A 4,101-nucleotide genomic window follows, 5' to 3' on the forward strand; every position below is an offset into this window, starting at 1 on the left:
TTTAATCTCAATCGCAGTTTTAGAGTAATTCTTAGATATCATCACTCCGGCTTGTCATACTAGTTTGGTTGAGTATGGAGATTAGTGATGAACAGTTTATTGGAAGCGCTCATTAAGCAAGGATATAAGGCTAAAGCTGAAGCAAACCGAATTAGTATTCGTCTTTCATGGGCAACTATGCCAGTCTTAATTACTCGAAACATACAGCAGAATATGTATGAACTAAAGTTACAGTACTGGCGGTATGTTGTTGTAATTATTGCTTTTTCATTTAATGCGCGTATTAGCGTCAAACTTGAAAACTCTGTAAGCCTCATTTTATGGGGCACCTTATCACTTTTGTACTTAGTTTCTGCATTTCTTGTTCATCATAAAGCTAGGGAACTGCAAAAGTATGTAGATTCTATTAACTGCATAAATCACACATAACAAAGCGTTTAAGAGGGATTCTCAACGCTTGGCAGTTTTGTTTCAAAGTTTAGCTTTTGTGTTTCTGGCAACAATGGCTTAAGTTGGGTGGCATCGCGTTGTTCACCCCTTAACGCGGCGTTATATGCTTTCGGTGAAAATGGATGGTTCAATGATCGAAACAGAAAGGTTAAAACTTACACCTGTAACTTTAAAAGATATTGAAATATATACAAAACTTTTAACGTGTGAAGTAACAACTCGTTACTTACCTGGTGGTAAGCCATTTAGTTTAGAGTACATCGAGAATTACGTGCCTGAGAAAGTTGGTCACTGGGAGAAAGGTTTCGGGACATTCATTATTTCCTTAAAAGACGATCCGGCCGTAAAAATCGGTTATGCGGGTGTAGAGCAAATTCCTAATACAAAATTTTCTGATATTAGGTACGGCTTACTGCCTGAATTTCAAGGCAAAGGCTATGCTTTTGAAGCGTCAAAGGCTGTTTTAAACTTCACACTAGAAACTGGCATAGTTTCTGAAGTTCATGGTGTCGCTGTAATTAAAAACCGGGCATCAATAAGTCTGCTTAAAAAATTGGGTATGCTTGAGTCCAGTGATCAACTTTACGACAGTGATGAACTGGTTACGTTGTCTACTCAAACACGCATATAACAAGGCGTTCAAGAGCGATTCCGCAACGCGTGCCAGTTTCGCTTCGCTCACAGTTTGGCACGCATCACGTCACGCCTTAACGCGGCGTTATGAGTCCGAGTAGCCCTGAGTCAAATTTATGTTTAATCAACTAGTTGAATGTGTGGATGTTCATTGCGACAATTGTGGCAACTAAGTTTCAGAGGTTTTGGTGGGATGAGCGAAAACATAATATTAACATTGAATGATCTCGAGAATGATAGAGATCTTCAAAGTGTTTTAAAAGCACCTTCGTCAATGCTTGATCCAAGAGACTCTCGTCTTACGTTGGAACAACGAAAACATGTACTCAAAGAAAGATACGAAAAACAACTCATCGCGGATGGATTAGATACGGGTCATCTTAGGTTTGATTCTAGAAAAAACCTATCCTTTTCATCTAAGCAGAGTCTCAGTACATTTAAAGGATTTGTATTTGAAGCATTACTTGTTCGACTTATAAATGATCACAAAGAAACTATCGGTAAAAAGGCATTTGGTTGGTGCACAAATAGAAAATCTGTAAAAAGTAGTGAATTGGACAAGTATAAGGCTTTTGGCCGAGGCTTTAAATCAACTAGAGATATTTATCCAGGACTCCATAATTCAACGCATAAATCAGATGTCCAGTTTTTTACTATTAATTCAGAGCATCAGAAACCCGAAGTCGCCCCAATAGTAGGAACAAATATTGAAACAGGAATTCAGGTCAAAGCAATTACAGGAAATGAATACCGTGAAATAATAAAACCTATATTAACAGGTGAATATGGGTATGTACTTACCTGTTTGCGACATTCAGATAATGTTCATAGTTATTACAAATGTATGGACCTTATTAAAGATATGTACCGACGTGGAGAAATAGATCATGTACAGAGATGTGAGCTAGAAAGTAGAATTTACTCACCTGAACATTTAGGTATTGATCAAGGTTATATTGATGAGTATAGCTACTACGTTAATGAATGGTATCGAGGCAATGCTGGTCCTGAACCATCAGTAATTGATGCAGCAAGTGCTGAAATAAAAAGTTATCGATACAATGGTACAATTCTAGTGCCGATTAATATGAAGTAGACTCATAACAAATTGCTCAAGTCGACAGCTAACACTTGGCATTTTTGGTTTGGTTGGGTTTAGTGATTAGGGTGGCCTTGTTTGAAATTTTGGGGACGTTAGCTGCAACTTAGCAAGGCGTTAGTTGCCAATGAGGAAAACGCAGCGAAAGCAGAATGTTTAGAGTTAAAATCAGTGTGTTTTTGGTGGCGTTTCGTACTTCAATTTTGAATCGTTTGAGTTTGTGAAAATCGTTCTCAGGTTTCTTTTGTGGTTGGATTTTCTGTTTCAGAAACCGATTTGCTTGTTGAAAGTCGGCTTTGTAATATTGTCTTCTCAAAAGATTTTTTTGGTGTTGTTAGTCCGTTTTCTACGGCGTTGTGTGTTCCAAGTGGTTTCAGTGACAGGCGCTTTGGATCTGCGCCTGATTTTAGTTTTTCAACGTACGTAAAGTTAGTGTTGGCAAAGTAGGTAGTCAACTTCAAATCAAAGCTTTAGGTCTGGCAACTAACAAAGCATTCAAGAGGGATTCACAACGCTTGGCAGTTTTGGTTTGAATTAGCTTAAGTGTTTACGGCACAATGGTTTAGTTTGGGTGGAATGCGTTGCTCACCCCTTAATGCGGCGTTAGCCGTCAGACAGTGAAACAAGAAAGGAGTCTAAATTGAAAGTAGCATTGGTAACCGGAGGCTCTAAAGGAATAGGGCTGGAAACTGTTCTTCGATTCGTGGACTTGGGCTATCAGGTGATAACCTGCTCTCGTTCTAAACAGTCTTGGTTGGAGGCGGTGAATGAATTTCCACAATTAAGCGTTGTGGACTATCAGATTGTAGATATTTCCTCAGAGTCCGAGCTTGAAAAGCTCTTCGACCATATCAAGAATCAATACGGTTTTTTGGATATCGCAGTGAATAATGCGTCACCGGCTTTGGTATCCGGTGGTCAATTTAAAGAAGTTGACGTTTCTTCTTTACAGGAAACATTGAATGTCGATTTTTGGTCTCAAGCCTTGTGCTTAAGGCATGAGTTAAAGCTGATGAATGCGGGTTCCTCCATTGTTAACGTCAGCTCTGTGAATGGCCTAAGACCGACACCTAATGCCTCAATGTACAGCGCGTCCAAGCACGCGCTTGAAGGGTTAACCCGTTCGGTTGCGTTAGAATGTATTGGCTCTGGAGTTCGTCTTAATGCGGTCGCCCCAGGTGTGACATGGACACCACGGTGGGAAAGCAAGCAATTGGACTCACCAAACATTCGAAGTGACATTTCAGAAGTTGTGCCTATCAAACGCTTTGGTCATGCAGACGAAATAGTTAATGCCATTGAGTTTCTGGTCTCAGACAAAGCTAGCTACATCGTTGGTCACACGCTTGTGGTCGATGGTGGGCTATCTTTGGCATAAAACGGCTAACAAGGCGTTCAAGAGGGACAGTCAACGCGTGGCGAGTTTGGCTTAAGTCTTGGTATTTGTGTTTACGGTGGTAAATTGAAGTTTGGTGGCAGCGCGTTGCTGCCCCTTAACGCGGCGTTATACGCTTATCAGGGCAATCAAAAAGGAGCAAGGAAATGAATCAGCATGAAAAACTTAATTATGTTGAGTTTGGCGCAAAAGACTTAGAGTCGACAAAATCATTCTTCTCTTCAGTTTTCGGTTGGGAGTTTGTCGACTACGGACCTGAATATACAGCTTTTTCAAATCAGGGATTAGACGGTGGTTTCTTCAAAGCTGATTGCTGCAGCCAAACTAATACCGGTGGGGCACTTTTAGTATTCTACAGCTCTGACATTGAAAGTACTCTAAATAAAGTCGTTCAAAGTGGTGGTGAAATCATTCGCCCTATATTCGAATTTCCTGGTGGTTGCCGTTTTCATTTTCTAGAACCAAGTGGTAATGAGTTCGCAGTTTGGTCGAAAGCCCGCGTATAACAAAGCATTTAAGAGGG

Annotated in this window: 5 protein-coding genes; all 5 read left to right on the forward strand. The window is 40.3% G+C overall.

What is annotated here, in order from left to right; translation table 11 throughout:
• The first annotated feature begins 87 nt into the window (after positions 1-87).
• Positions 88-429: a hypothetical protein gene (locus tag VNE01S_RS18530; RefSeq protein ID WP_053397261.1), complete on the forward strand. Its 342-nt coding sequence runs from the start codon at positions 88-90 to the stop codon at positions 427-429.
• 151 nt (positions 430-580) lie between these two features.
• On the forward strand, positions 581-1,081 hold the full coding sequence (locus tag VNE01S_RS18535) for a GNAT family N-acetyltransferase (RefSeq protein ID WP_053397265.1): 501 nt from the start codon (positions 581-583) through the stop codon (positions 1,079-1,081).
• 195 nt (positions 1,082-1,276) lie between these two features.
• Positions 1,277-2,179 (forward strand): hypothetical protein, encoded by a 903-nt coding sequence (locus tag VNE01S_RS18540; protein WP_053397262.1) that lies wholly within the window; start codon positions 1,277-1,279, stop codon positions 2,177-2,179.
• 643 nt (positions 2,180-2,822) lie between these two features.
• Positions 2,823-3,560, forward strand: a complete 738-nt coding sequence (locus VNE01S_RS18550) for an SDR family NAD(P)-dependent oxidoreductase (RefSeq protein ID WP_053397264.1) — start codon at positions 2,823-2,825, stop codon at positions 3,558-3,560.
• Between the two features lie 164 nt (positions 3,561-3,724).
• On the forward strand, positions 3,725-4,084 hold the full coding sequence (locus VNE01S_RS18555) for a VOC family protein (RefSeq protein WP_005477812.1): 360 nt from the start codon (positions 3,725-3,727) through the stop codon (positions 4,082-4,084).
• The last annotated feature ends 17 nt before the right edge of the window (positions 4,085-4,101 follow it).

Source organism: Vibrio nereis NBRC 15637 (genome assembly GCF_001591105.1).
GTDB lineage: Bacteria > Pseudomonadota > Gammaproteobacteria > Enterobacterales > Vibrionaceae > Vibrio > Vibrio nereis.